Annotated in this window: 27 protein-coding genes; 11 read left to right on the forward strand and 16 right to left on the reverse strand. The window is 68.4% G+C overall.

Annotated features, from left to right (window positions below; translation table 11 throughout):
- Window positions 1–118: 118 nt before the first annotated feature.
- Window positions 119–1,051, forward strand: coding sequence for a bifunctional helix-turn-helix transcriptional regulator/GNAT family N-acetyltransferase (locus ACQVBX_RS07680; protein WP_431637616.1), 933 nt, complete (start codon window positions 119–121; stop codon window positions 1,049–1,051).
- A gap of 305 nt (window positions 1,052–1,356) precedes the next feature.
- Here the strand turns inward: ACQVBX_RS07680 and ACQVBX_RS07685 are convergent, their stop codons facing one another.
- The 7 genes from ACQVBX_RS07685 to ACQVBX_RS07715 form a co-directional block, all read right to left on the reverse strand.
- Window positions 1,357–1,797 carry a hypothetical protein gene (locus ACQVBX_RS07685; RefSeq protein WP_431637618.1) on the reverse strand — a complete coding sequence of 147 codons (441 nt, stop codon included), beginning with the start codon at window positions 1,795–1,797 and terminating at the stop codon, window positions 1,357–1,359.
- A gap of 235 nt (window positions 1,798–2,032) precedes the next feature.
- Window positions 2,033–2,731, reverse strand: coding sequence for a pseudouridine synthase (locus ACQVBX_RS07690; RefSeq protein WP_431637620.1), 699 nt, complete (start codon window positions 2,729–2,731; stop codon window positions 2,033–2,035).
- Entirely contained in the window at window positions 2,728–3,792 is a 1,065-nt protein-coding gene (locus ACQVBX_RS07695) for a class I SAM-dependent methyltransferase (protein WP_431637622.1), read from the reverse strand. The genes ACQVBX_RS07690 and ACQVBX_RS07695 overlap by 4 nt, the downstream gene beginning before the upstream one ends.
- Window positions 3,793–4,068: 276 nt before the next feature.
- On the reverse strand, window positions 4,069–4,434 hold the full coding sequence (locus ACQVBX_RS07700) for a YajD family HNH nuclease (RefSeq protein WP_431637624.1): 366 nt from the start codon (window positions 4,432–4,434) through the stop codon (window positions 4,069–4,071).
- A gap of 195 nt (window positions 4,435–4,629) precedes the next feature.
- Window positions 4,630–6,636 (reverse strand): OPT family oligopeptide transporter, encoded by a 2,007-nt coding sequence (locus ACQVBX_RS07705; protein WP_431637625.1) that lies wholly within the window; start codon window positions 6,634–6,636, stop codon window positions 4,630–4,632.
- An 87-nt stretch (window positions 6,637–6,723) separates the two neighbouring features.
- Window positions 6,724–7,719, reverse strand: a complete 996-nt coding sequence (locus tag ACQVBX_RS07710) for an alpha/beta hydrolase (protein ID WP_431637627.1) — start codon at window positions 7,717–7,719, stop codon at window positions 6,724–6,726.
- Between the two features lie 258 nt (window positions 7,720–7,977).
- Entirely contained in the window at window positions 7,978–8,859 is an 882-nt protein-coding gene (locus ACQVBX_RS07715) for a pseudouridine synthase (RefSeq protein ID WP_431637629.1), read from the reverse strand.
- Between the two features lie 95 nt (window positions 8,860–8,954).
- Between ACQVBX_RS07715 and ACQVBX_RS07720 the strand changes: the two genes are divergently transcribed.
- Together ACQVBX_RS07720 and ACQVBX_RS07725 are read left to right on the forward strand one after the other, a co-directional pair.
- A complete protein-coding gene (locus ACQVBX_RS07720; protein ID WP_431637630.1) occupies window positions 8,955–9,500 on the forward strand; it encodes a YaeQ family protein in 546 nt (181 codons plus the stop codon).
- A gap of 92 nt (window positions 9,501–9,592) precedes the next feature.
- A complete protein-coding gene (locus tag ACQVBX_RS07725) occupies window positions 9,593–11,593 on the forward strand; it encodes a CocE/NonD family hydrolase (RefSeq protein WP_431637631.1) in 2,001 nt (666 codons plus the stop codon).
- Window positions 11,594–11,755: 162 nt separating this feature from the next.
- On the opposite strand, the gene ACQVBX_RS07730 is transcribed toward ACQVBX_RS07725, so the two are convergent.
- Together ACQVBX_RS07730 and ACQVBX_RS07735 are read right to left on the reverse strand one after the other, a co-directional pair.
- The gene (locus ACQVBX_RS07730; RefSeq protein ID WP_431637634.1) at window positions 11,756–12,610 is read right to left on the reverse strand and encodes a PA4780 family RIO1-like protein kinase; all 855 of its coding nucleotides are present in this window, start codon (window positions 12,608–12,610) and stop codon (window positions 11,756–11,758) included.
- Between the two features lie 61 nt (window positions 12,611–12,671).
- A complete protein-coding gene (locus tag ACQVBX_RS07735; protein WP_431637636.1) occupies window positions 12,672–13,670 on the reverse strand; it encodes an LLM class flavin-dependent oxidoreductase in 999 nt (332 codons plus the stop codon).
- A gap of 142 nt (window positions 13,671–13,812) precedes the next feature.
- Here ACQVBX_RS07735 and ACQVBX_RS07740 point away from each other — a divergent pair, with 142 nt between their 5' ends.
- Window positions 13,813–14,868: an HDOD domain-containing protein gene (locus tag ACQVBX_RS07740; RefSeq protein WP_431637638.1), complete on the forward strand. Its 1,056-nt coding sequence runs from the start codon at window positions 13,813–13,815 to the stop codon at window positions 14,866–14,868.
- A gap of 15 nt (window positions 14,869–14,883) precedes the next feature.
- Here the strand turns inward: ACQVBX_RS07740 and ACQVBX_RS07745 are convergent, their stop codons facing one another.
- From ACQVBX_RS07745 to ACQVBX_RS07755, 3 genes are all read right to left on the reverse strand, one after another.
- Window positions 14,884–15,411 (reverse strand): hypothetical protein, encoded by a 528-nt coding sequence (locus ACQVBX_RS07745; protein WP_431637639.1) that lies wholly within the window; start codon window positions 15,409–15,411, stop codon window positions 14,884–14,886.
- Between the two features lie 177 nt (window positions 15,412–15,588).
- Window positions 15,589–15,762 (reverse strand): oxidoreductase-like domain-containing protein, encoded by a 174-nt coding sequence (locus ACQVBX_RS07750; RefSeq protein WP_431637642.1) that lies wholly within the window; start codon window positions 15,760–15,762, stop codon window positions 15,589–15,591.
- A 3-nt stretch (window positions 15,763–15,765) separates the two neighbouring features.
- Window positions 15,766–16,539, reverse strand: coding sequence for a class I SAM-dependent methyltransferase (locus ACQVBX_RS07755; RefSeq protein ID WP_431637644.1), 774 nt, complete (start codon window positions 16,537–16,539; stop codon window positions 15,766–15,768).
- 176 nt (window positions 16,540–16,715) lie between these two features.
- Between ACQVBX_RS07755 and ACQVBX_RS07760 the strand changes: the two genes are divergently transcribed.
- A complete protein-coding gene (locus ACQVBX_RS07760; protein ID WP_431637646.1) occupies window positions 16,716–18,179 on the forward strand; it encodes a diguanylate cyclase in 1,464 nt (487 codons plus the stop codon).
- A 2-nt stretch (window positions 18,180–18,181) separates the two neighbouring features.
- Here ACQVBX_RS07760 and thpR read toward each other — a convergent pair whose 3' ends face one another.
- The 3 genes from thpR to ACQVBX_RS07775 all read right to left on the reverse strand — a co-directional run bounded on the left by thpR (window position 18,182) and on the right by ACQVBX_RS07775 (window position 19,452).
- Complete coding sequence (thpR, locus tag ACQVBX_RS07765; RefSeq protein ID WP_431637648.1) at window positions 18,182–18,775, reverse strand: RNA 2',3'-cyclic phosphodiesterase; 594 nt, start codon at window positions 18,773–18,775, stop codon at window positions 18,182–18,184.
- Between the two features lie 97 nt (window positions 18,776–18,872).
- Entirely contained in the window at window positions 18,873–19,223 is a 351-nt protein-coding gene (locus ACQVBX_RS07770; protein ID WP_431637650.1) for a YkgJ family cysteine cluster protein, read from the reverse strand.
- On the reverse strand, window positions 19,216–19,452 hold the full coding sequence (locus tag ACQVBX_RS07775; RefSeq protein WP_431637652.1) for a hypothetical protein: 237 nt from the start codon (window positions 19,450–19,452) through the stop codon (window positions 19,216–19,218). The genes ACQVBX_RS07770 and ACQVBX_RS07775 overlap by 8 nt, the downstream gene beginning before the upstream one ends.
- 372 nt (window positions 19,453–19,824) lie before the next feature.
- On the opposite strand from ACQVBX_RS07775, the gene ACQVBX_RS07780 reads away from it, so the two are divergent.
- Window positions 19,825–19,989 (forward strand): hypothetical protein, encoded by a 165-nt coding sequence (locus ACQVBX_RS07780; protein WP_431637654.1) that lies wholly within the window; start codon window positions 19,825–19,827, stop codon window positions 19,987–19,989.
- Here the strand turns inward: ACQVBX_RS07780 and ACQVBX_RS07785 are convergent.
- The gene (locus ACQVBX_RS07785; protein WP_431637656.1) at window positions 19,982–20,947 is read right to left on the reverse strand and encodes a LysR family transcriptional regulator; all 966 of its coding nucleotides are present in this window, start codon (window positions 20,945–20,947) and stop codon (window positions 19,982–19,984) included. The genes ACQVBX_RS07780 and ACQVBX_RS07785 overlap by 8 nt on opposite strands.
- 125 nt (window positions 20,948–21,072) lie before the next feature.
- On the opposite strand from ACQVBX_RS07785, the gene ACQVBX_RS07790 reads away from it, so the two are divergent.
- From ACQVBX_RS07790 to ACQVBX_RS07810, 5 genes are all read left to right on the forward strand, one after another.
- Complete coding sequence (locus tag ACQVBX_RS07790; RefSeq protein ID WP_431637658.1) at window positions 21,073–22,302, forward strand: acyl-CoA dehydrogenase family protein; 1,230 nt, start codon at window positions 21,073–21,075, stop codon at window positions 22,300–22,302.
- Window positions 22,299–23,369, forward strand: a complete 1,071-nt coding sequence (locus ACQVBX_RS07795) for a phosphotransferase family protein (protein WP_431637660.1) — start codon at window positions 22,299–22,301, stop codon at window positions 23,367–23,369. Before ACQVBX_RS07790 ends, ACQVBX_RS07795 begins: the two co-directional genes overlap by 4 nt.
- A 2-nt stretch (window positions 23,370–23,371) precedes the next feature.
- On the forward strand, window positions 23,372–24,064 hold the full coding sequence (locus ACQVBX_RS07800) for a histidine phosphatase family protein (RefSeq protein ID WP_431637661.1): 693 nt from the start codon (window positions 23,372–23,374) through the stop codon (window positions 24,062–24,064).
- A 21-nt stretch (window positions 24,065–24,085) separates the two neighbouring features.
- Complete coding sequence (locus ACQVBX_RS07805) at window positions 24,086–24,853, forward strand: SDR family oxidoreductase (protein ID WP_431637663.1); 768 nt, start codon at window positions 24,086–24,088, stop codon at window positions 24,851–24,853.
- 637 nt (window positions 24,854–25,490) lie between these two features.
- On the forward strand, window positions 25,491–26,279 hold the full coding sequence (locus ACQVBX_RS07810) for an SDR family oxidoreductase (RefSeq protein ID WP_431637665.1): 789 nt from the start codon (window positions 25,491–25,493) through the stop codon (window positions 26,277–26,279).
- Window positions 26,280–26,485: the final 206 nt, after the last annotated feature.

Raw genomic sequence — 26,485 nt, forward strand, 5'->3', positions numbered from 1 at the left:
GTCTGTAAAAAAGAAGGCGCCCCGCGGGGCGCCTTCTGCTTTTCAAGCGCAGCCACGCTCCTCGCCGCCGCGCTGTCGGCGATTGACGCCTGGTCCATTATCTGACTAAAGTCAGACAATGAATCCGACCCATATCGAGCAAGTACGCGCGTTCAATCGCGCGATCACGCGTCGCATCGGTGCGCTGAGCGATGACTACCTCGGCCGCGGCCGCCCGCTGGGCGAGTCGCGACTGCTGTTCGAGATCGGCCGCGACGGCGCGGACCTGCGCGATCTGCGCGAACGGCTCGGCCTGGATTCGGGCTACCTCAGCCGCCTGCTGCGCTCGCTCGAGGCGCGCGGCCTGGTTGCCTGCAAGCCCGCACCCGGCGATGCCCGCGTCCGTCGCGCCACCCTCACCCGCAAAGGCCTGGCGGAGTGGACGGCCCTGGACCAGCAATCGCAGGCCATGGCCACATCGCTGATCACCCCGCTGGGCTCCTCCCAGCGCACCCGCCTGCTCGCCGCCATGGCCGAGGTCGAGCGGCTCATGCGCGCCTCCGAAGTCGCGATCGAGCCAGCCGATCCCACCAGCAGCGACGCACGCGCCTGCTTCGATGCCTACTTCGCCGAACTGAAGACGCGCTTCGACACCGGCTTCGATCCGGCCCTGACCGTATCGGCCACTCCCGATGAACTTACCCCGCCCGCCGGCGTACTGCTGCTAGCCCGCCTCGACGGTCGCGCCGTCGGTTGCGCCGCCCTGAAAGCCGGCCCGCGCGGCGTCGGCGAAATCAAACGGATGTGGGTCGACCCTTCCGCCCGCGGCCTGGGCATCGCCCAGCGCCTGCTCGACGCGATCGAGCAACAGGCGGTAGTCCTCGGCCTGCGTACGCTGCGCCTGGATACGAACCGCTCACTGGTCGAAGCGCGCGCGCTTTACCTGCGCAACGGCTACCGCGAGATCCCCGCGTACAACCAGAACCCCTATGCGCACCACTGGTTCGAGAAGAAATGCCGCAAGGCGGACGCTACGTTCCGGGGCGCCGCGGAAGACACCGGCTCCGCATGAGCTGCCCTGAGAGCACCTTTCTCCATGCCAACCCGACTCTTGACGAGGAAAAGTGCACTCTGACGCCTGATTTCTTGGCGGCGGCAATCGCGGCGGCAGTCACCGAGCAACTCTGCAGAGAGACCCTCACGGGGCGCCTTCTGCGCCCGGACTGCCTAACACTTACCGGTCCCCCGGGGGGAGTCTTCTACTCCGCACGCGCGCTTGGGCGCAACGCCAGGTTATAACCGCCACGGATTTTCGCGCAGTTCCAGTGGAATGATGAGATAGGCCAATATTCCATTAACCCAACATTACGACGGCCGTTAGCCCACATACGCAGCCTTCCAGCGGCTGTAGGCACGCTCCGATGAGGTGAACCATGAAAAGAAGGCGTCAAATACCATGCCTGCCTCATGTTGGGTCATGTGCTCTATAACCAGAATCTTTGGTCTATACGTAGTTAGTTCGCCACCGTCTCGCTTTAGATATGGAAGGGCGACAACGCATCGAATCGCAGAACTGCCAAATGCCTGCATTTCCACCATGACAGCATCGAATTTTTCATTTTGAAAACGAAGAGCGGAGTCATACGCGATTGCGACACCCGGCGACTGGCTGTCGTTGCTTTCTGCCAGCGAGCGAGCCAGTTCGACTGACTTCTCTGTGGTGTCGCTGCATACAAGTTCGCTGCAAATGCCATCTTTAGCAACAAAGTAGCGTGACGGGTAGCGGTAGGAACCATCAAGAACTTCGGCAAAGGTCATTGCTGCCCCTAAGCCGCCGCACTTGCTCATTGCATCAGTGGGCGTCATATCCGTTAGCCTAATACCATGTAGATTTCAAGACGCAGCGCCTAATCCGGCGGCACAATGCGGACGAAGCGAATCCGCTTTCCCGAGCATCTTTTTCAGATCAGGAACCTAACATCTGCTTTGCAGCCTAATCCAGCGACCTGATCCTGTAGCGTGTCTCCATCCCGACCAAGCGAGGCGAAGCGCCTCAGCCAAAAATCGCCGCGATCTCCCCTTCCCCCAACATCCGCCACTCCCCCGCAGGCAAATCCCCCAGCACCACCCCACCCACCGACACCCGGTGCAGCGCCTCCACGTGGTTGCCCACGGCGGCAAACATGCGGCGGACCTGGTGGTAGCGGCCTTCGTGCAGGGTGAGGCGGGCTTTGCGGGGTTCCAGTACCTCCAGCTCGGCGGGGAGCAGCGGGGTCGTTTCCGATTCCAGCAGCAGGGTACCGCTGGCGAAGATTGCGACTTCGTCGCCGCGCAGGTCGTTGGCGAGGGTGGCCTCGTAGACCTTGGGCACGTGGGACTTGGGCGAGATGATCCGGTGCAGCAGCGCGCCGTCGTCGGTGAACAGCAGCAGGCCGCTGGTGTCGCGGTCGAGTCGGCCGACGGTGGACAGCGCGGGATCGCGCATGCGGTAGCGCGGCGGCAGCAGGTCGTAGACCACGCGACCGCCGTCCTTGCGCGAGCAGGTGACGCCGAGCGGCTTGTGCATCATCAGCACCATGCCGGCGGGCGGATCGAGCGGCTCGCCGTCGAGGCGGATCTGCGCGTGCTCCACCTTGTCGTCGGCGTACAGCACCTCACCGTCGGCGTCGGTGATGCGGCCCTCGCGGAACATCCACTGCACTTCTTTGCGGCTGCCGTAGCCCAGGTTGGCGATCAGCTTGACCAGTTTCATGCGCGCACTCCGCGGGCGGTGATGACCTTGAAGCCGCCTTCGTCGGCGACCGCGCTCACCTCGCGGAACAGCGCGGTGAGCGTGGCCTCGTACGGCAGGTGGCGATTGGCGACCAGCCACAGCTGGCCGTGTGGTTGCAGCGCGTTGGCCGCGGCGGCGATGAAGGCGCGGCCGAGTTCCGGCTGGTCGGCGCGCCCCTGGTGGAATGGCGGGTTGCTGACGATGGCATCGTAGCGACCCGGCAGGCCGGCGGTGACGTCGTGCCAATGCAGCGCCTCGGCGACCTGGCGCCCTGCCCGCTCCTGCGCCTCGGCCAAGTTGCGTTGCGCGGGTTCCAGTGCGCGCTGCTCGGCCTCGAAGCCGTCCAGCGCGGTGACGCCCGGGCAGCGCGCAATCACCTCGCTGGCGAGGTAGCCGTAGCCGACGCCCAGATCGGCCACATGGCCGGCGAGGTCGTGCGGCAGATGAGCGGCAAGCAGCGCGGAGGCGGCGTCGATGCGATCCCACGCGAACAGGCCGGGGCGGCTCCAGTAGCCGGCGGCATTGCGCTGCGGCGCATCCAGGGCGAGCCATTCGGCCTGCAGCGCCGCGTTGTGCGAGCCATCGAGTGGCGCGGTCCAGAACACGCGGCATTTGTGCTTGGAGAGCTGGCCGCCCTGCTTCGCCAGAGCGGCGAGATCGGCCTGGGCGGATTTGGCCCCTTCGGCGTTCGGCACGCAGGCCAGCACCACGCCGCCGGGCGCGGCGAGCTGCACGGCGCGTGCAAACACGGCGCGCGCCTCGTCACGCTGGCGTGGTGGCAGCACGAGCACGAGGTCGAAATGTTCCGCGTCGACGCGCGCGTCGACGCGGAACCGGCTGCGCTCCAGCGCCTCGGCAAACGGCTTGAAGCTCTGCTCACCGCGCCAGGCGGGGCGCGCCATCTCGCGCAGGCGAAAGCCGTCGCGGGCGCGCAGGAACAGCACGCGGGCGTCGGCCGACAGGCGCAAAGCGCCCGCCTCCAGCGGCAGAAACAGCGCATCGAGCACGTCGTCGACGGGAGCGGCGGCTACAGGGGACATCGGCACGGCTTCAGGGCAACGGGCGGGCCGTGATTGTACGCGGGGTGATGCGGGTGGGCTGGGATGAGGCTGGCGCAGCGGGAGGAAGAGCATCGCGCGCGAGCGCGCTCCTACAGGGAGTCGCGCTGTTGTAGGAGCCCGCTCGCGGGCGATGCTTTTCGATGCATGCGACGGCAAAAAGCATCGCGACTGAAGTCGCTCCTACAGGTGAAGCGGGCTCGTCTGCGTTTTGTAGGAGAGGCTTCAGCCCCGCCTGTTTCTGCAGCGCGGGCGCGGCTACTTCTTGCGTTCCAGCATCGCCTTGAGGTCGGCGAAGGGGTTGCCGGTGGCGGGGGCCTGCGCGTCGCCCGGATCGAGGGTGCCGCTGTCGTAGTCGAGGTAACGCTGGTGCTCGTTGTCGTGGCAGTACACGCACAGCAGTTCCCAGTTGCTGCCGTCGGCGGGGTTGTCGTCGTGGTTGTGGTTGCAGTGGTGCACGGTGAGCTGCTGCACGTTGCTGCGGTCGAACTCGCGGGCGCAGCGGCCGCAGATCCACGGGTACATCTTCAGGGCGCGGTCGCGGTAGCCGTGGCCGCGCTGTTCGGCGGCGCGGCGGGCGTCGGCGACGACGCGGTCGAGTTTGCTGGTGTTGATGGGTGGCATCGCGGTTGGCTTCGAAGGATGTGGCGGGAGGCGCTGGATGACCAGCTTCGCTGTTGAAAGGCGCCTCCAGCTTTTGCTGGGATGACGGTCAAGATAACTGGCGCAGACTAGCGTTCTTCGTGCTGCTCCGGGGTGACGACCAGAGCGGCATCAGCGGCGCCATCCGGACAGCGCCGCCGATGCCGCTCGCTGTCGTCAGGCCCCGGCCCGGCCCATCCGGCCGACCCAGCGATACAGCACGAATACCACGATGGCGAACGCGCCACCACCGAGCCACACGGCGTAGTCGGCGAAGCCGGGGCCGACCAGGGCGAGCGGACCGTCCTTGCGCAGGCCGAGCTTGTCGGCGAAGGCGACGATGGCGGCGATCACCACGCCGATGATGCTCTCGCCCACGATCAGGCCCGAGGCCAGCAGCACGCCGAGCTGCTTCACCGGTTCGGCACGCGGGCCCTTGTCCGCCTGACGGTCGTAGACCCAGCCGACGACGGAACCGACCACCACCATCAGCGTGCTGACGGTCGGCAGATAAATGCCAAGGCCCACGGCCAGCGGCGGCAGGCGGAAGCGGCTGACGCGGGCCAGCACCTCGTCGATGACGATGATGGCGGCGCCGATCGCCGCGCCCACCTCGATCAGCGTCCAATCGATGTTGCCCTGGATTACGCCCTGCGCCAGCGCCGAGATCAGGCCTGCCTGCGGTGCCGGCAAGGCATTGGCCGGATTGACGCCCGGGGCACCGAGGAAGCCGTAGGCCTGGTTCACCAGGTCCAGCACCGGCGGGATCACCGCCGCGCCGGCAATGACACCCACGATCAACGCGGCCTGCTGCTTCCACGGCGTGGCGTCGACCAGCTGGCCGGTCTTGAGATCCTGCAGGTTGTTGTTGGCGATCGCCGCCACGGTGAACACCACCGCGGTGACAAACAGCGAGAACGCCACCAGCGCCTTGCCGGTATCCGGCGCCAGGTGCGGCTGCACGAAGGCCACCAGCAGCAGCGAGGAGCAGATCACCACCAGGATGCCCACGCCCGACAGCGGACTGTTGGACGAGCCGATGAGGCCGGCCATGTAGCCGCACACGGTGGAGACGAAAAAGCCCATCAACACCACGAACGCCACGCCGCCCACCGCCAGCACGCCGATCTGGCTGCCCAGCCCGCTGAGGTTGGCGAAGTGGCCGAGCAGCCAGGCGATCGGCACGAAGCAGGCCAGCGTGATCAGGCCGACCAGACCGATCGGCATGTCGCGCTCGGTGCGCGGCAGGGTGTCGGCCTGGCCGGCCTTGCGCACGCGGTTGGCGGCCATGGCGCCGGCCAGGCCGCTGATGACCGGCTTGACCAGCTTGGCCAGCGTCCAGATCGCCGACACGCCGATGGCGCCGGCGCCCACGTAGCGCACCTTGGTGCTCCAGGTGGCCTGGGCGATGTCCGCCAGCGCACCGGTGCCACCGGCGAGCGCCGCGTAATGTGGCACGCCCCAGCCCCAGCCGATCAGCGCACCGACCAGCATCGCGATGCCCACCGAAATGCCCACCAGGTGGCCGATCGCGAACAGCGCAAACGACAGCCCCAGATCGAAGCCGGTGACGCCACCGCGGTCGTTCACCCGGAAGAACTTCACCACATCGGAGGCGAACACCTGGGTGGCCACGACCACGGCGAACACCGCCGAGACGATGGCGCCCCACACCACGGCCAACAGGCCGGCGCGGCTTTCCTCGGTCGCGGTATCGGTCGTGTCGTCGCCAGCGCCCACCTTGAGCACCTCGGCACAGGCCACGCCTTCGGGGTACGGCAGGTCCGAGCCGGTCACCAGCGCGCGGCGCAGCGGGATCGAATACATCACGCCGAGGATGCCGCCCAGCGCGCAGATCGCGAACGACAGCCAGAACGGGAAGCCGGTCCACCAGCCGATGATGATCATGCCCGGCAGCACGAAGATGATCGACGACAACGTGCCGGCCGCCGAGGCGATCGTCTGCACGATGTTGTTTTCCTGGATGGTGGAGTCCTTGAAGCCGCGCAGCAGCGCCATCGAGATCACCGCAGCGGGGATCGAGGTGGCGAAGGTGAGGCCGGCCTTGAGGCCGAAGAACACGTTGGCGGCGGTGAACACCACGGTGATCACCACGCCGATGATCAGGCCGCGTACGGTCAATTCGGTGCGCGGCTCGGCGCCCGGCGCTTTCGGTTGGCTCACGTGTGGGACTCCCCGGATGGACAAGGCCCGAAAGATAGCCGGTAACGGGGCGCCATGGCAGCGCGCACCGCCGCATGGCCCGGCGCGTCAGCCCGGCGGCGGGAATGCCCAGCGCAGGAAATCCGGCAGCACGGCCGCCCAGGCCTTCTCCTCGTGGTGGGCACCGGACACCACGTCCAGCCCCACCTGCCCCGCCCGCGGCGGATGCGCCGGGTCACCCTGCACCACGCGATAGCCGAGCTGGCGCAGGCCGCGGCGCGGCGTGCCGTCGATGTCGCGCCAGCCGTCGACGAGATCGCGCAGGTCATCCACCGCGTCGATCACGCCGTCGCCGTCGCGGTCGCTGGTTTCCTCGCCGGTGCCGATGGAAAACCACAGTCGCAGGGTGGGACGCGCCGGTCCGCGGTCGACCATCCGCAGCGCCAGCCGCGAGTGCTGCACGGCAGCCGCGCTGATTCGCTCGCCGGCCACCCAGAACGAGGGCGAGAACGCGCCCACCGTGCCGAACACGTCCGGGTCGTTCCAGCCCAGGCCGAACGCGCTCAACGCGCCGAGCGACCAGCCGAGCACGGCGCGATCGGCCGCCGTTGGGCGGGTGCGGTAGCGCGCATCGATGGTCGGCACCAGCGTGTCGACGAACCACTGCGCATATGTCTGCGCCTGCGCGCCGATGGCTCCGAAGCGCGAGCCACCCACCACGCTGCGCCGGCGAGCGCGATCAAACAGGCCGTAGAGCGCGAGGCGATCAGGCAACGCATCCACCGCCACCACGATCACCGGTGCGATGGCGTGCCGGGCGTAGAGGTTCGCGAGGGTGGCCTGCAGGCCGACCGCGGGCATGTCCTGGCCATCGTTGGCGTAGAGCACGGGGTAGCGCGTGCTGCTATTCGCATAGCCCGGCGGCAGGTAGAGCGTGATGTGGAAGGCCTGCGGGGCGAAGGCGGGGCTGGGGAGTTGGAGGGTGTCGGTGACTATGGTGATGGGGGTGGCGAGAGCCGCGCCGCGTGCTTCACCGGCACGCGTGTGCGGTGAAATGAGTAGCAGGCAAAGCGCCACCGCAAACAGTCGGCACGTCGATCGCATTCGGATTCTTGGGGAGGTGAACAAAGAGCCCGGTGCGCGGCGCGATGCCCTTCGACTGCGCTGCGCTACGCTCAGGGCGAACGGTTGGGGATGGCGCTTGGGTGGAGATTGAGCCATCGCCGCGTCCAGATATTCAATCAATAGGAACGGCGTGAGTGCGATGGCTGCGTGCAGTTGGTTCCTCCCATATCCGATAGCACTTCATCTCCCCTCCGTTCGCCCTGAGCGTAGCGCAGCGCAGTCGAAGGGCAGGCACCCTCAACGACCTGGCTCCATCAGCGACAACCCACTGCAGAACCGCCGCGCGTCCCCGCTCAGCGGATCATCAAACGCCAGCTCCCGTGCCAGCAGTTGAAGCGGCCGCGCAGGATCGTCCGGCCCCTCGGGCTGCAGCGCCGGATACAGCGGATCGTTGGCGATCGCCGCGCCCAGCCCGGCCATCTGCACGCGCAACTGGTGCTTGCGCCCCGTCAGCGGTTCCAGCCGATAACGCCACAGCGCCTCGCCGCGTTCAATCACGTCGATCCGGGTTTCGCTGTTCGGCTCGCCCGACACCTCGCACATGCGGAAGAACGGCTCCCCGCGCTCGATGCGCGAGCGTCGCACACGCGGAAATTCCAGCTCGGGCAGCGGTGGCGCCAGCGCCTCGTACACCTTGCCGATGCGCCGCTCGCGGAACAGCGCCTGGTAGGCGTCGCGCGTGTCAGGGCGGACCGAGAACATCACCAGGCCACGGGTAAGCCGATCGATCCGGTGCAAAGGTGCCAGGTGCGCGTGGCCGGTGGCCGCCACCAGCCGCGCCAGCAGCGTCTGGGTGACATAGACGCCCGCCGGGGTCACCGGCAGGAACGGCGGCTTGTCGGCCACCAGCAGGTGCTCGTCCACGTGCACGATGCGCACTTCACCAGGGATCACCGGCTCGTCGGCCACCTCGCGAAAGTAGCGCACCGGCATGCCGACGCGGTACGGCGTGTGCGCGGTGATCGGCACGCCATCGGTATCGAGCACGCGACCGCGGGCGATGCGGTCCAGCCACTGCGCGCGGGAAATCGCTGCGAAGTGGTCGCACAGGCAGTCCAGCACGGTGGGCCAGTCGCCGGGCGGCAGGTGCAGGGTGCTGGCGGGGATGCGGGTAGTCATAGCGAACGCGCAGGGTAACGCGATAGCCGCGCGCGGTCCCGCCAAATGTGCAACGCCCCACTACACTGCACGGCTGACATCACGGAATGCCCCGCATGGCTCTCAACGCCACCATCTACAAGGTCGAGCTGCAGGTCAGCGACATGGATCGGCACTACTACGCCACCCATGCGCTCACGCTCGCCCGCCACCCGTCGGAAACCGAGGAGCGCCTGATGGTGCGCCTGCTCGCCTTCGCGCTGTATGCCGACGAGCGACTGGAGTTCGGCAAGGGCCTGAGCAACGAGGAAGAACCGGACCTGTGGCGCAAGAGCTACGCCGACGAGATCGAGCTCACCATCGAACTCGGCCAGCCGGACGAGGCGCGCATCCGCAAGGCCTGCGCCAAATCGCGGCAAGTGGTGGTGATCAACTACGGCGGCCGCGCGGCAGACGTGTGGTGGGACAAGATCGCCAGCAGCCTCACCCGCTTCCGCAACCTCACCGTGCTGGACATCCCCGAGGCCACCGTGCAGGAACTGGTCGGCCTGCTCGATCGCGGCATGCGCCTGCAGGCGCTGATCCAGGACGGCGAGCTGCAACTGATGGACGGCAGCCACAGCGTCAGCGTGCGCGCGGCGACGCGCATGGCTGCCGCGTAAGGGGAACGCGCCGGCCCTCCTGACCATCGGCTAATGGCCGGTGCGCAGCAGCGCCTGATAACGTGGGCCTTTCACCCAGGGGACCCACTGCGATGTTGCTGAAGCTGCTTCCTGCCTCTCTCCGGGCCGGCCTCGTGCCGGCGTTTGCCACCGCGCTGCTGGCCGTCTCGGCCGGCGCCTTTGCCAGGCAGGATGCCGCTCCGCAGTACCCGAACTACCCCAGCGAGACGCCGGCGAAGTTCACCCCGGTCAACGCCGACGCCGACTTCGAGCGCCGCGTGGTGATGATCCCCATGCGCGACGGCGTGAAGCTGCACACGGTCATCCTGGTGCCGAAGAACCTCAACGGCGACCACGCGAAGAAGGCCGGCATCGTGCTCACCCGCACGCCTTACGACGCCGATGCGCTGACCACGCATGCGCAGAGCGGCAGCCTCGCCGCCAACCTGGAGGGCTACGACAACCCGGCCGACGTGATCGTGGAAGACGGCTACATCCGCGTGGTGCAGGACGTGCGCGGCAAGTACCACTCCGAAGGCGATTACGTGATGAACCGCCCGCCGCACGGGCCGATCAACCCCACCCCGGTGGACGACGCCACCGACACCTACGACACCATCGACTGGCTGGTGAAGCACGTGCCGGAAAGCAACGGCAAGGTCGGCACACTGGGCATTTCCTACGACGGCTTCGAGCCGCTGATGGCGCTGATCCATCCGCATCCGGCGCTGAAGGTGTCGGTGCCGATGAATCCGATGGTCGACGGCTGGATGGGCGACGACTGGTTCCACAACGGCGCGTTCCGCCAACAGAACCTGCCCTACATCTACGAGCAGACCGCCACCCGCGACAACTCGGCCAAGTGGTGGTCGAACGTGCACGACGACTACGACCTCTACCTGCGCGCGGGCTCCGCCGGCGAGCTGGCGCGCCAGCACGGCATGGAGCAGCTGCCGTTCTGGAAGAAGGTGCTGGCGCACCCGGCCTACGACAGCTTCTGGCAGGACCAGGCAGTGGACAAACTGCTGGCGAAAGAGCCGCTGAAGGTGCCGGTGATGCTGGTGCACAGCCTGTGGGATCAGGAAGACATCTACGGCGCCATCGCCGTGTACAAGGCGATCAAGCCCAAGGACACCAGCGGCAACATGGTCAAGCTGGTGATGGGCCCGTGGCACCACGGCCAGGAGATCGAGGACGCCAGCGCCCTGGGTGCGCTGAAGTTCGGCAGCGACACCGGCCGGTATTTCCGCGAACAGGTGCTGCGGCCGTTCCTGGCGCAGTATCTGAAGAACCAGGCACCAAAGGCCGACGTGGCGCCGGTGACCGCATTCGAGACCGGCACCAATCGCTGGGAGCGGCTACAGCGCTGGCCCTCCGGCTGTGACCATGGCTGCACCATCACGCCGAAGCCGCTGTATCTGGGCGACGCCATGAAGGCCAGCTTCACCCGGCCGGTCGACGACGGCGGCGACCGCTATGTTTCCGATCCCGCGCACCCGGTGCCGTTCCGCGCGCGGCCGATCCAGCCGGTGGGTTACGACGCCGGGCAGACCTGGTCGCAGTGGCTGGTGGACGACCAGCGCGAGGCCTCAGGCCGCACCGACGTGCTCACCTACACCTCCGACGTGCTCACCGCGCCGCTGACCATCGCCGGCCAGCCGCAGGTGCACCTCACCGCTTCCACCACTGGCACCGACAGCGATTGGGTGGTGAAGCTGATCGACGTGTATCCCGACGAGGTGGCCAACCAGCCGGAGATGGGCGGCTATCAGCTCGCCGTGGCGATGGACATCCTGCGTGGCCGCTACCGCGAAGGTTTCGCCGAGGCCAAACCGATCCAGGCCAACACGCCGCTGCCCTACACGTTCGCGCTGCCGACCACCAACCACGTCTTCCTGCCCGGCCATCGCATCATGGTGCAGGTCCAGTCGAGCTGGTTCCCCCTGTACGACCGCAACCCGCAGACCTTCGTGCCGAACATCTTCCTGGCCAAGCCGGAGGACTACCGCAAGGCCACGCAGGAAGTGTTCCACTCCAGCTACGTGGAATTGCCGGTGGTGGCGGCCAAGGGGAACGGCACCTCCGGCGGTTGAACGAGAGGGCCGCCATTCGGCCCTTTTTGATCAATACCGGCATCGCGCTCCTACAGGTGCGGGCTATTGTAGGAGCCCACCCTGTGGGCGACGGGCATCGCGGTGAACCGCACAGCCGGTCGCGCACAGGGTGCGCTCCTACATGTGCGGGCTGCCGCCCGCTCAATCCTCGGGCGCGGCCTCGCGTCCCTGCTGACGGATGATCGCCTCTTCGCGCGCATCGATGATCGACTGCATCACGCTGTCCACGTCGGCGGCGCGCTCGTCGAAGGTGAAGTGGCCGGTGAGCTCGGTGTCCGGATGCAGTTCACTCTGCTCGAACAGCGCCCACATCTCCTCGGCGTAGTGCGTTTCCAGCAGCTCCGGCGCGAAGCGCGCCAGGGTGATGGTGAGGTTGCTCACGTCACGGCGCAGCATGAAGCGCGCATTGTTGTTGCCGGCGGCGCTCACCGCCTGCGGCAGGTCGATGATCACCGGGCCGTCCGGCCCCACCAGCACGTTGTATTCCGAGAGATCACCGTGAATCAGCCCCACGCAGAGCATGCGGGCCACCTGATGCATCAGGAAGCGGTGCCAGGCGCGTGCGGTGTCTGCATCCAGATCCACCTCGCCCAGCCGCGGCGCGGAGTGACCGTCCTCGTCGGCCACCAGCTCCATCAGCAGCACGCCGTTGAAATAGCCGTACGGCCGCGGCACCCGCACGCCGGCGTCGCTGAGCAGATAAAGCGCGTCGACCTCGGCGTTCTTCCAGGCGGCCTCGGCCTCCTTGCGGCCGAACTTGGTGGCCTTGCCCATGGCGCGCGCCTCGCGGCTGCCGCGCACCTTGCGCCCTTCCTGGTACTGCACGCGCTGCTGGAAGCTGCGCTGGGCCATGTCCTTGTAGACCTTGGCGCAGCGGATGTGATCGCCCGAACGCACCACGTACACCGAGGCCTCCTTGCCGCTCTTGAGCGGACGCAACACCTGGTCGATCACGCCATCGTCGATCAGCGGCTGCAGGCCGTGGGGAATCTTCATGCGGTAGGGCTTGGCCGTGCGGAAAAGAGCGCCATGATGCCCGAAGCGCGCAATCGGTGGATCATGCGGCCACCGCCAGTGCGTCGCGCGCGGCGGCGGCCAGCTCGAACGAATGCAGCCGCGCGGCGTGGTCGAAGACGTTGGCGGTGAGCAGCAACTCGTCCGGCCGGTGCCGCGCGATGAACGCAGCCAGCCCGCGCTGCAGCGTGTCCGGGTCGCCCACCACCGCGCAGGCCAGCGCCTGCTCCACGCCGAGCCGCTCGGTGGGCGTCCAGAACGCCTCGATGTCGTCGATCGGCGGCGGGATCAGCCCCGGCCGCCCCCGGCGCAGATTCACGAACGCCTGCTGCTGGGTCGTGAACAGGCGCCTTGCCTCGGCATCGCTGTCGGCCGCCACCACGTTGAGCGCGAGGATCGCGTACGGCTCAGCCAGGCGCGCCGAGGGGCGGAAGTCGCGGCGGTAGATCGCCAGCGCCTGGTCCATCGCATCGGGCGCGAAGTGCGAGGCGAACGCGAACGGCAGGCCGAGCTGCGCTGCCAGCTTCGCGCTGAACAGGCTGGACCCCAGCAGCCATACCGGCACCTCCAGCCCCGCCCCCGGTACCGCACGCACGGCCTGTCCCGGCCTCGCCGGCTCGAAATAGCCCAGCAGTTCCATCACGTCGTTGGGGAACGCATCGGCACTGTCGAAGTAGCGCCGCAGGGCCCGCGCGGTGGCTTGGTCGGTTCCCGGTGCACGGCCCAGGCCCAGGTCGATCCGCCCCGGATACAGCGAGGCCAGCGTGCCGAACTGCTCGGCCACCTGCAGCGGCGCGTGGTTGGGCAGCATGATGCCGCCGGCGCCCACGCGGATGGTGGAGGTGCCGCCGGCGATATGGCCGATCAGCACCGCCGTCGCCGCGCTGGCGATGCCGGGCATGTTGTGATGTTCGGCCAGCCAGTAGCGGCGGTAGCCCAGCCGCTCGCCCAACTGGGCCAGCTGCAGCGAATGACGGAACGACCGGGCGGAATCGCTGCCTTCGGTGACGGGGGCCAGGTCCAGGATGGAGAAGGGAATCATGCGCGGCTCACTGGGGCGGGAGCCTCTCTACGTAGGGGCGGCTGGGGGCCAATGCCACCCCGCCGGGCCACGGCCTACATTTTTTCGCCTCCGGGCCGTTAACACCGCTGCGAGGCCGGATGTTCCGGCCGGGGGAGCGTGCATGCAAAACCTGTGGCGCTGGATTCTGGGATACGCGGATGCGCCGCCCCCGGCGCGCGCGCCGGCGCGTCCCCGACCCACGCCCGCGCCGCACGGCCAGGCCGTTTCCAGCCCCGAGGCGACCGCCGCCGCGCACGAGGCGATGTCACTGGCGATGCTGGGCGACCGCTTCCACCGCTACGTGCTCGGCCTGCCCGACTACCACGCCAGCGAGCCCAGCCAGGAAGAGCGGACGATCCTGCGGCGCCTGCAAAGCACCTGCACCGCATTCGACGTACGCAGCCTGCCGCGCCTGCCCACCGTGCTGCCGCAGCTGCTGCGCTCGCTCAAGAGCGACACCGTCGGCGGCGCCCAGCTGGCCAAGCTGATCGGCCGCGATCCGGTGCTGGTAGGCGAAGTGATGCGGGTCAGCCGCAGCATCTACTACCGCACCCTGCACCCGATCCAGAGCCTGCAGCACGCGGTGGTGCTGCTCGGCCAGGACGGCCTGCGCCGGGTGGTGACGATGCACGTGATGAAACCGATCCTGCACGCCAGCGCGGGCATGTTCGGCCACGTCGCGGGGCAACGGCTGTGGGACCACGCCGAGCGCTGCGCGCACGCCTGCGCCTATCTCGGCAAGGGCAGCTCCGACCCGTTCGAGGCGTACCTGGCCGGCATCGTGTGCAACACCGGCACCGGCGCTGTGGTGCGCGTGCTCGACCAGGAAGCGCCGGCCGAACTGGGCCCGCTGACCAGCCACTTCCTCGCCTCGTGCGCCAAGCTGGCGGCGCAGCTTTCGCTGCGGGCGGCGCACCACTGGAACCTGCCCGCCAACGTGCTCAACGCGCTGGAGGAACGCACCGCAGCCGGCACGCCGCCGGAAAGTTCGCTCGGCCGCGCCCTGCTGTGCGCCGACACGCTGGCGATGGCCCAGGTGCTGGGCGAGCACGCGCTCGCCTCGCCGGACACCGACCTGAGCAGCGCATGGCCGGAGTTCTTCACTCCGGCCATGATCGAACGCTGCCAGCAGGACCTGCGCCGCCAGTTCCGCGACGCCGAGGCCCGCGCCGTCTAGCGGCGTCCGGTCGACTCAAGGAGTGGGACGGCTGGCCCGCACATCGGTCGACAGTTGGGTGCCGATCTGCCCGGCGCCCTTACGCAGCAGCACGCCCAGGGCCTGGGCATAGGTCGCCTCGCTGGAGCCGGCCGGCACCGGCGTGGTCGGCGACACTGCGTACGCGTGGCTGCTCACCCGGCCGCTGGCGTTGATCGTGCAGCGCAGGGACAGATCGAGCAGCACGGTATCCGGTGCCTCGTCGGTGTCCACCTTCATCCCCGCCTTGATGTCGTCGCAGGCGATGGTGAGGTTGGCGAAGTAATCCTGCTGCACGCCGGCGCGCAGCTGCGCCTCCAGCGCCTTGGCCAGCGGCGGATCGGGCAGGAACTTCAAGGTGCTGTCCAGGCCACGCAGTTCCACCTGCTCCGGACCCGGTGACAGGATCAGCCAGGGCGCCTGATTGGGCACCACCAACGTGCCCAGCGCCACCGGCGTGCGCGTGTCGTGGCCGCATGCGGACAAAAGAACGGTACCGGCGATAGCCAGTGCGATGCGCTTCATGACGTATTCCCCCTGAGACGAGCCAGGGAATCTAACCCGCGGCACCACCTCGATCAATCCTGCGCGCGGTTTTGGACGTCCATTTGCCGACCAGCGCACGCTGCGGCGGCGAGATCGGGGGAATCACGTACACGCCCGGCCGGGGCTTGTCGCGACATTCCCGGCAAGGCGTCCGGCTCAGCCGGATGCGTCGGGATGACGCGCCAGCCAGGCGGCCAACGCGTCGCGATAGCAGTCCATCGCCTCCTCATGGACGTCGTAGATGCACCGCACGCAGCCCTCGCCGCAGCAGTCGAGCGGATCGGGCGTCGACGGCGGCTGCGGCTTCGGATCGTCGTCCGTGACGGTCACGCCTCAGCCCTTGGGCTTGCGGAACCGGTAGACGAACTGATCGGTGTGGCCGCGGATCGACTTGTCGAACACCTTGATGTCATGCGGATCCTTCGGGTTGCGCAGCACGTTGCTCTCGCCGTCGAACACGAAGCCGGCCGATTCCACCTGCTGCTTCACAATGGCCGGATCGATGCGGTGCAGCGTGTCGGTATCGCGCATGCCCGAGCCGGCCGGCGCCACGTGATCGACTACCACGAACAGGCCACCGGGCTTGAGCGCGGCGAACACCTGCTTGTCGAACGCCACCGGATCGAGGCTGCCCATGAACTTGTCCGGATAGTCGTGATAGTTCTGCGAGGTGAACACGAGGTCCACCGGCTCGGGCGTGGAGAACTGCGCGGCCGGCTGCACCAGTACGCTGATGTTGGCGTAGTGCGGCTCGCCGGCGAGCTTGCGCAGGTTGTCCGAATCGGAGCCGGACTCCTTGTTGTAGGCATCCGGCCAGATCCCGTAGACCTTGCCCTTCGGGCCGACAATGGCGCTGAACACGCGGCTGAAATAGCCGCTGCCGGGAATCAGGTCCACCACCTTCTGGCCGGGCTTCACCTCGGCGAAGGTCATCAGCGCGGCCACCTTGCGGCGTGCATCGTTGGAGGCATCGAGCTTGCGGGCGGGGTCGGCCACCGCCTGGCGCACATAGGCGGGCGTGGAGGTGGCGTGTCCGGAGGAAGCCGCGGCCGAGGCGGCGACAGGCAGGGCAAGCATGAGCGTGGCGGCAAGCAGGGTCAGGCGCATGGCGGGTCTCCGTGACGAAAGGAGCGCACAGTGTGCACCCAACTGCGGCGTCCTTGACCATGACCTGTGCCACATCGCGTGGCGCGCGCAGGCGTCGGTTGCCGCGGGCTGCGACGCGTAGTAGTAGTGGCGACACGCCGCGCCCATCGGGCCGGAGTAGAACAAGGAAGCCACCGATGACCCTGCTCCTCGCGTGCGTGTTCGTGCTGTTGCATGCGTCGGCCATCTTCTTCCTGCCTGCGTTCGCGATGCAGACCTCCTACGTGTTCCTGCTAGCGGCACCGGCGCTGGCATGCACCGCCGCGTTGCGCCGGAGCATGCGCGATGGCTGGCGGCACAGCCGCGGCTGGCTGCTGGCGGCGCTGGCCATGGCGCTGTGGACGCTGGGCATGCTCGCCAGCCTTCGCCAGGACCTGTTCCTGGACAACCCCAACGCGGCACCGGGGGACAGCACGCTGCTGTTCATCCTGTTCGGCGTGCCGATCGTGCTGGCGGTGTCCGCCTCGTACGTGGAAGGCGAGTCGGTGCTGCTGCGGGTGATCGACGCGGCGCTGGCCTTGGCGCTGGGCTATCTGTTCTACGTGCACACCTTCAGCCTGCTCACCCTGCGCGGCGCCGGCAGCCTGACCCAGGCGCTGCTGGTGGCGACGATGTTCGACGCCGAAAACCTGTTTCTGCTGGTGGCGTCGGCCATCCGGCTGAGCGCCGCCGACCGCCGCGGCGAGCGCCATTTCTACCGGGCGATGGTGCTGTTCACCGGGCTGTATACGCTGATCACCTTCTACTACAACCATTTCGTTGCGCTGGGCGATCACCCGGATTTCGGCTCGCTGCGCGATCCGCTGATCGACATCGCCTTTCTCGCCTTCGCGCTGGAGGCCTGGCGCGACCACGAGCCGGCGCCCACGGCAAAGCCGCCGTCGCCGGCACTGGTGCGCTTCGTGCGCAGCGCCAGTCCGCTGTTGATGGCGCTGGCGCTGCTGGTAGTGGCGATCATCCTGCTGCGGGAGCGTTTCTATCTGGGCGTGGCCGGCGTGGTGGTGGCGGTGCTCGGCTACGGCGCGCGCACCACCCTGACCCAGGTGCAGCACATCAAGATCGAGGAAGGCCTGCAGCAAAAGAACGATGCGTTCGAGCGGCTGGCGCACACCGACAGCCTCACCGGCCTGCCCAACCGCCGCGCGCTCGACGAGGCGCTGGAACGCGCCTACGCCGAACACGGACCCGGCCTGGCCCGCCTCACCGTGCTGATGATCGACGTCGATTTCTTCAAGCGTCTCAACGACAGCTATGGCCATCCGGCCGGTGACGCCTGCCTGCGCCGCGTCAGCGAGGCGCTGGCCGGTGCGGCCGGCCGGCGTGGCGACGTGCTCGGGCGCTACGGCGGCGAGGAGTTCGCGCTGGTGATGCCCGGCGCCTCGTTGCAGGCCGGCCTGGTGGTGGCCGAGCGGCTGCGTCACGCGGTGGAATCGCTGGCCGTGCCCAACGCGGGCAGCCCCCATGGCGTAGTGACGGTGAGCGTGGGCGTGGCCACCGCGGTGGCGGGCGAAAAGCCGCTGGATGCCCTGCTCGCCACCGCCGACAGCGCGCTGTACGAGGCCAAGCGGCGCGGTCGCAACCAGGTGGTGACGCTGGACTGAGCTCAGCCCGGCAGGCGCCAGCTGCCGAGCGTCTCATAGTCGCTGCTGCCAACCTCGCTGTGCAACAGCACCACCCGATCCACCGGCCAGGCGATCGGCGCCACCGCGATCGGCGCGGGCAGATCGCGCAGACCATAGGCGAGCGTGACGTGCGGCGTGAAGCTGCGCTCGATCCGCCCGCCCAGCCGCACCAGCGACAGCTCGCGCCGCAGTTGCTCCCACAGCGTCTGCAACGCCTGCGATGCGTGCGTGCTGCGCAGCACGCACGGCGGCCGCCGGCCGGTAAAGCTCGCGACCTGATCCGGTGACCAGGTGAAGGGCGCCACGCGCACCTTGGCCACGGCGGCACGTGCCGCTTCCAGCAACGACGGCCGCAGACTGGGGTGATCGCCGAGGAAGGCCAGGGTGACGTGGTAGCGCGCCGGCTTCACCCAGCGCGCCTCGATGGCGCCGCCCTCGCGCAATGCGTGGGCCACGGTGGCCATCTGCTCGCGCACCGATTCAGGGGGAACCAAGGCGAAGAACAGGCGATGCAGCGATCCGGCCGGCTCCTCCAGCCCGGGCAGCGCAGCCTGTGGCTGGTCGGCGTGGATCATGGCTGCAGCCCGCCGGGGCAGCCGCTGCAGCGAAGCTCGTTCGTCACACGGAAAGTTCCACAAACACGGGGCGGCAGTGTGGCATGCCGCGCGCAGCTCAGCCGCTCCAGGTCTGCACCGTGGTCGGCAACGCGCGATGCGCGGTCCATTCGGCGCGCTCGTGGCGGCAGCTGGGGCTGCCCATGGCGAACTTGCGACAGATCGCCGGGCGGTCGGCGTAGATGCTGCAGCGGAAATCCAGCGGATCGACCGCCGCACACCAGCCATCCTCGCCCTTGGCCAGCGTCTGGAAACCGCGCGCATCCTCGTGCACCAGCCAGCGCGGCACGCGATCCTCCGGCATCAACACCACGGTGAGGCGGCAGCACACCGCCTCGCAGGTGTCGCACTGCACGGAGGGATCGACGCGCTGGTGATAGCGATCGCGCGGTGCTGCTGCGTCAGACATGCCCGGCGCGCCGCGCGTCGATGAAGGCCTTGGCCTGTTCGAGCATCCAGGGGCCCAGATGGTCGTCGGCCAGATTCTTGCGGGCCTGCGGATAGGGCTGATGCACCACCTCGTCCCCGGCAAGGGTGACGGTGAAGCTGTCGACGCTGCAGCGAATGAGGTAGCCGCAGTAGCGGGTGATCAACGGCAACGTGGTGACCGGCGGCGGAGCGACGCGGCGAGCGGACATAGGCGGGTTCCTTGGCGATGCATGCGGCCTGCACACTTCCGACCGGCGACGGAACGTTCCGGGCACGGTGGCGGGATGACGGTGGGCAGGGAGCAGCGGCGGGCGCACGCGCGATATCGCGTGCGAAGGCGCGGGAGCCCGGGCTTGCCGGCCCTGCGAAGAGATAACTACGGAACTCTAGCGGACCGCGGGTTACGCGGATGTTCCAGCCGTGCTTACAGGCACGTAACTTGTCGCGGCGCATGCTGCGGTGTATTCGCGTCTGCCCGCCCTGCCCCGCGCCGGCGGCCGTCTGCGATGTTCTCCACCACGACCGGTGTTCGGCCGGCGCGGCTCCCGATCCCTCCTGGATCGCTACCTGAAAGGCCCGCCATGACCTCGCCCAAGATCGAAATGTCCGTGCAAGACATCCACAACGTCTACAGCATGGACAAGACCAAGCTGACGGCGAAGCCGACCGCACCGCGTGCTGCCGCCGACAAGGAGCCGGTTGCGGCCAAGGCGAGCAAGCCGCGCAAGGTCGCTCCGGTCAAGTAGGGTCCGCCGCGGCGACTGCTCTGCTCGCCCGCCTGCCGCGCGTCGCGCGCAGGGCGGGCGCCTCGCGGATCGCCCCCACCACCTGTTCGCGCAGCCAGGCGTGGCTGGCGTCGTCGTGCCTGGAGGCGAGCCAGTACGCGTGGATCGGTACCGGCTTGAGCTTCAGCGGCAAGGGGCTCAGCGACAGTGGCAGCTGGGCGGCCAGGCCGGCCGCGTAGGAAGCGGGCAGCGTAAGCAGCAGATCGCTGCCCGCCACCACCTGGCAGGCGGCGAAGTAGTGCTGGCACACCAGCCGCAGCTCGCGGTCACGGCCGTCCTGCTGCAAAAGCAGATCCAGCGCGATCGGCTCGCCCAGCGACGACACCGCCACGTGATGCGCGGCGAAATAGTCCGCGCGGCGCAGGGGGCGTCCATCCAGCGCATGACTACGGCGCATCGCCACCACCAGTGGCTCATCAAGCACATGCTCGCTCGCCACGCGCGCCCCCGCGCGCAGGCGACGATCCACCGCCAGATCGAGCGTGCCGGCAAGCAGTTCGCGCTCCACCTCGGCCGCCGCCACGCGCCGGCTGATGATGCGCACACCCGGCGCGCGCTCGGCCAGACGCCGCATCAGCGGCGGAAAGGCGATCGACTCCAGCACGTCGCGAAAACCGACGGTAAAGCTCAGCTCCAGCGTCTGCGGCGAAAACGCCGCCTGCCGCTGGGTGGTGGCCTGCAGGCCCTTCAGGTGCAGCTGCACCTCGCCGATCATCCGCCGCGTGCGCTCGGTCGGCAGCACGCGGTTGCCCTGGCGCACGAACAGCGGATCGCCGAAGTGCTCGCGCAGGCGGTTCAGCGAGTGCGTCACCGCCGGCTGGGTCAGGTGCAGCGCGCGCGCCGCGGCGCTGATGCCGCCGTGCACGTGGATGGCGTCCAGCACGCGGAACAGGTTGAGGTCGATGCGGCGGCCGGACATGGGGCGATCCATCAGGTAGGCCCGGCCGAGCATATCAATGCGGGCGATGACTGCGCATAAGGCACATGCATTTCAATGATTCCATCCGGCGGCGTACGCTCGACGGATCATCAGGAGCCGACGCCGTGGACTTCTCGCACTCCGCCCGCAGCCGCGAACTGCTCGATCGCCTCGACCGCTTCATGCACGAGCACTTGATCCCGGCCGAACCGGTCTACGCCAGCCAGCTCGCCGGCGGCGCCGACCATACGCGCTGGCACCAGCCGCCGATCATGGAAACGCTTAAAGCCCAGGCGCGCGCCGAAGGCCTGTGGAACCTGTTCCTGCCCGACGGCGAACACGGCGCGGGCCTGTCCAACGTGGAGTACGCGCCGCTGGCCGAGCGCATGGGGCACAGCTTCATCGCGCCGGAGGTGTTCAACTGCAACGCGCCGGACAGCGGCAACATGGAGGTGCTGGCAAAGTACGGCACGCCGGCGCAGCAGGCGCAGTGGCTCAAGCCTCTGCTCGACGGCGCGATCCGCTCGGCGTTCTGCATGACCGAGCCGGAAGTCGCCTCCTCCGACGCCACCAACATGCGCGCCACCGCCACACTGGAAGGCGACGAGGTCGTGCTCGACGGCCACAAGTGGTGGTCCACCGGCATCGGCCACCCGCACTGTCGGGTGCTGATCTTCATGGGGCTGACCGACCTCGACGCCCCGCCGCACGCACGCCACTCGATGGTGCTGTGCCCGCTGGACGCGCCGGGCGTCAAAGTCGAGCGCATGCTCACCGTGTTCCACGACTACGACGAACCGGGCGGCCACGGCCAGGTGCGTTTCGACCGGGTGCGCGTGCCGGCGAGCAACATCCTGCTTGGCCCCGGCCGCGGCTTCGAGATCGCACAGGGGCGGCTGGGGCCCGGTCGCGTGCACCACTGCATGCGGGCGATCGGCGCGGCAGAACGCGCACTCACCCTGCTCTGCCGCCGCGCCCGCGAGCGCGTCGCCTTCGGCCGCCCGCTGGCCGAACTGGGCGGCAACAGCGAGCGCATCGCCGAGCTGCGCATGGCGATTGAGCAGGCCCGCCTGCTCACGCTGAAAGCGGCCTGGACGCTGGACACCGCCGGCCCCAAGGCCGCGCTGAGCCTGGTCTCGCAGATCAAGGTGGTGGTGCCGAACATGGCGCAGCGGGTGATCGACGCGGCGATCCAGATCCACGGCGGCGCCGGCCTGTCCGACGACTTCCCGCTCGCCGCGCTATACGCCTACGCCCGCGTGCTGCGGCTGGCCGACGGCCCGGACGAGGTGCATCGCGCCGTGGTCGCCAAACTCGAACTCAAGGCCCAGCAGCAGAACGGAGACGCCCGATGAGCGCCGCCATCGACCAGCCGCGCCCGGTGCGCGCCGAGGACGCTTTCGATCTCGCCCGCGTCGACGCCTTCCTCAAGGAGCACATCGCCGGCCTCATCGGCACGCCGGAACTCAGCCAGTTTCCCGGCGGCGCTTCCAACCTCACCTATCTGCTGCGCTACGGCGATCGCGAACTGGTGCTGCGTCGCCCGCCCTCCGGCGCCAAGGCGAAGTCGGCCCACGACATGCTGCGCGAGGCGCAGGTGATGAGCGCGTTGCGCCCGCACTACCCGTACGCGCCGCGCATCCTCGCCAGCTGCCACGACGCCGACGTGCTGGGCTGCGACTTCTACGTGATGGAACGGCTGGCGGGCGTGATCCTGCGCCGCGAGCTGCCGGCCGACCTCGGCCTCGATGCCGCCGGCGTGCGCGCGCTGTGCACCGGCTTCATCGACCGGCTGGTCGAACTGCACCGCGTCGACACCGGCGACCCGGCGATCGCCGCGCTCGGCAAGGGCGAGGGCTACATCGCGCGGCAGGTCGCCGGCTGGAGCGAGCGCTACCGCCAGGCGCTGACCGACGGCAGCGATCCGTGCAACGACGTGATCGCCTGGCTGGCCAACAAGCAGCCGCCGCGGGAGACCGCGATCTGCGTGATCCACAACGATTACCGCCTCGACAACGTGGTGCTGGATCCGGCCGACCCGCTCACCATCACCGGCGTGCTCGACTGGGAGATGACCACGCTGGGCGACCCGCTGATGGATCTCGGCGGCGCGCTGGCGTACTGGGTGCAGGCCGACGACGATCCGGTGTTCCAGTCGTTCCGCCGCCAGCCCACGCACGCGCCGGGCATGCTCACCCGCCGCGAAGTGGTGGAGTACTACGGCGAACGCACCGGCTGGAGCGTGGAGCACTTCGACTTCCACGAGGTATTCGGACTGTTCCGCCTGCAGGTGATCGTGCAGCAGATCTACCGCCGCTTCGCACTGGGGCAGACCAGCAACCCGCAGTTCGCCGGCTTCGGCGACGCGGCGAAATACCTGGCCCAGCGTTGCCGCCGGCGCATCGCCGCCTCGGGGCGCTGAGCATGGGCGACCTGCTGCTGATCCGCCACGGCCAGGCCAGCTTCGGCGCCGCCGACTACGACCGGCTCTCGCCGGTCGGCGAGCAGCAGTCGGCGCGCCTTGGCGCCTGGCTGGCTGCCAACGAGTCGACGCCCGCGCATGTGGTGCGCGGCGCTCTGCGGCGTCACGCGCAGACCGCCGAGCACTGCCTGCGCGGTGCCGGCCTCGATGTGCCCGTGGAAATCGTTCCCGCGCTCGACGAGCTGGACCACGTCGACCTGTTGCAGCGCTATCGTCCCGACCTCGACGGCGCGGAGGCCCTGGCGGCGGAACTTCGCAACCAGAGCGATCCACACCGCGCCTTCCAGCAGATGTTCGTCGCCGCAGTGGACCGATGGACCGATGGCGCACACGACCATCAATACACACGCCCCTGGCCGGCCTTCCGCCAGGGCGTGCTGGCGTCGCTGACCGCGCTCGCCGCCCGCGCCCGTGACGCCGACGGCGACACCTGGGTGGTGACCTCCGGCGGGCCCATCGCGGTGATCGCCGCGCACCTGTTCGGCACGCCGCCGGAACGCACCTTCGCCCTGAGCTGGCCGCTGGCCAACACCGGCCTGAGCCGCGTGCGGGTGAACGGGACCGACCCGCAGATGGTCACCTACAACGCCTGGCCGCACCTGGCCGGCGCCACCGACCTGCTCACCTATCGCTGATTCGACATCGAGGACACCCGCATGACCACCGAGCTGTTCGACCTCACTGGCAAGATCGCCCTCGTCACCGGCGCCAGCCGCGGCATCGGCGCCGAGATCGCCCGCATGTTCGCGGCGCAGGGCGCGCACGTGATCGTCTCCAGCCGCAAGCTCGAGGACTGCCAGAAAGTCGTCGACGGCATCGTCGCCGAGGGCGGCCAGGCGGAGGCGCTGGCCTGCCACATCGGCGAGATGGCGCAGATCGAGGCGCTGTACGCGGCCATCGACGCGGCTCACGGCCGGCTCGACGTGCTGGTCAACAACGCCGCAACCAATCCCTACTTCGGCCCGATCACCGACACCGACCCGGCGATCTTCCAGAAGACCGTCGACGTCAACATCCGCGGCTACTTCTACATGTCCAGCCAAGCGGCCAAGCGTATGGGCAAGGGTGGGGGCGGCTCGATCGTCAACGTCGCCTCGGTCAACGGCGTGGTGCCCGGCTTCCAGCAGGGCATCTACTCGATCACCAAGGCCGCGGTGATCTCGATGACCAAGGCCTTCGCAGTGGAATGCGCCGAGGCCGGCGTGCGCTGCAACGCGCTGCTGCCCGGCCTCACCGACACCAAGTTCGCCTCGGTGCTGGTCAACACCCCGGCCATCCTCAAGCAGGCGATGGCGCACGTGCCGATGCGCCGCGTGGCGCAGCCCTCCGAGATGGCCGGCGCCGCGCTGTACCTCGCCAGCGCCGCCTCCTCCTATACCACCGGCGCCGTGCTCAACGTCGACGGCGGCTACCTCTCCGTCTGATCGCTGCGCTCCCTCTGCGCTGAATGGATTCATCGTTCGCGGGAGAGGGTCCGGGTGAGGGGAAGGCTCGTGCTTCTCACCGATAACGCCCACCCCCCCCCTCACCCAACCCTCTCCCCCGGCTGAGCCAGGGGAGAGGGCTCAAGCGAAACTCGCGATGACCACCACCACTGCTCAGACCCCATGCCCTGCTCCCTCTCCCCTGAACGTCTTCATCGTTCGGGGGAGAGGGTTCAAGCGAAACCCTCAATGACCACCACCACCCCTCAGACCCCACGCCCTGCTCCCTCTCCCCTGAACGGTTCCACCGTTCGGGGGAGAGGGTCGGGGTGAGGGGGAAGGCTCTTCCCTCCTCACCGATAGCGCCCAAACCGAAAGCGCCCCCTCACCCAACCCTCTCCCCCGGCAAAGCCAAGGGAGAGGGCTCAAGCGAAACTCGCGATGACCGCCACCTGTCCCTCAGCTCCCACGCCCTGCTCCCTCTCCCCTGAACAGCTCCACCGTTCGGGGGAGAGGGTTGGGGTGAGGGGGAAAGCTCTTCGCTTCTCCCCGATCACACCCAAACCGAAAGCGCCCTCTCACCCAACCTCTCCCCCGGCAGAGCCAGGGGAGAGGGCTCCAAGCCAGGAACCTGCCGATGACTGACCTTCCCGCCCACCGCCTCGCCGGCAAGCGCGCCTACATCACCGGCGCGGCCGGCGGCCTCGGCGCCGCCATGGCCCGGCTGTTCGCACACCAGGGCGCCAAGGTCTTTCTCACCGACATCGACTATGACGGCGCGCGGGCGCACGCCAACGCCATCAATGCCGAGCACGGCGACACCGTGGCCTGGGCTGCCGCACAGAACGTGCGCGAGGAAGCCCCGTGGCCGCTGCTGCTGGAACAGGCCGCACAGGCCATGGGCGGACTCTCGGTACTGGTGAACAACGCCGGCATCGGCGCACTGGGTGGGGTCGAAAGCCTCGCCACCAAGGACTGGCAGCGCGTGATGGGCGTGAACGTCGAAGCGGTCTACTTCGGCTGCAAGTACGCCCTGCCCTGGCTTAAAGAAAGCCAGCCCGGCGCGATCATCAACATCTCCTCGATGGCCGCCTTCAAGGTCGATCCCGACTACACCGTCTACAACGCCTCCAAGGCCGCGGTCGCCTCGCTGAGCAAGTCGGTCGCCATCGACTGCGCACGCAAGCAGCTCGCCATCCGCTGCAACTCCATCCATCCGGCCTTCATACGCACCGGCATCGTCGAGCCGTTCTTCCAGCAGCTCGGCGAGGAGGAAGCGATCCGCAAGCTCACCCGCAGCAACCCGATGCGCCGCCTCGGCGAACCGGACGACGTGGCCTACGCCGCGCTCTACCTCGCCTCCGACGAAAGCCGCTACGTCACCGCCGCCGAGCTGCGCGTGGATGGCGGGGCGTCGGCGGTGTGATGCGTCGCCTTCACGCACAGCCGAAGACGCTGGACCCCAGCTTGACCAGCCATTCGCCTGTTGAGAGCCGCTGGGGTGGCGAGCAAGGGGTTTATCGCATCCCGGGCAGGACGCAGGCCGCTGTATCGCGCCAGCCCCACCTATCCGTCATCCCAGCGAACGCTGGCATCCAGTGAATTCCACCCCAAGAAAATCACGAGGCCCGT

This window comes from Dyella thailandensis (assembly GCF_050749815.1).
Classification (GTDB): domain Bacteria; phylum Pseudomonadota; class Gammaproteobacteria; order Xanthomonadales; family Rhodanobacteraceae; genus Dyella_A.